Origin of the sequence: Lactobacillus sp. N54.MGS-719, assembly GCF_000980505.1 — a bacterium.
Classification (GTDB): domain Bacteria; phylum Bacillota; class Bacilli; order Lactobacillales; family Lactobacillaceae; genus Lactobacillus; species Lactobacillus amylovorus.
In genome coordinates this window covers 1-234 of record NZ_LARO01000150.1, presented here as the reverse complement: position 1 = coordinate 234, position 234 = coordinate 1, and the positions used below count along the sequence as shown (strand labels likewise).

At 50.0% G+C, this 234-nt stretch carries 1 rRNA gene; it reads left to right on the top strand.

The annotated features are described in order from the left end of the window. Positions 1-234, top strand: a 23S ribosomal RNA gene (locus tag WS44_RS09705); the annotation flags it as partial.

The window sequence follows — 234 nt, the reverse complement described above, 5'->3', positions numbered from 1 at the left end:
TTAAGCCCCAGTAAACGGCGGCCGTAACTATAACGGTCCTAAGGTAGCGAAATTCCTTGTCGGGTAAGTTCCGACCCGCACGAAAGGCGTAATGATTTGAGCACTGTCTCGACAATGCATCCGGTGAAATTGAAGTACCAGTGAAGATGCTGGTTACCTGCGCCAGGACGGAAAGACCCCATGGAGCTTTACTCCAGCTTGATACTGGGATTCGGTATTGCATGTACAGGATAG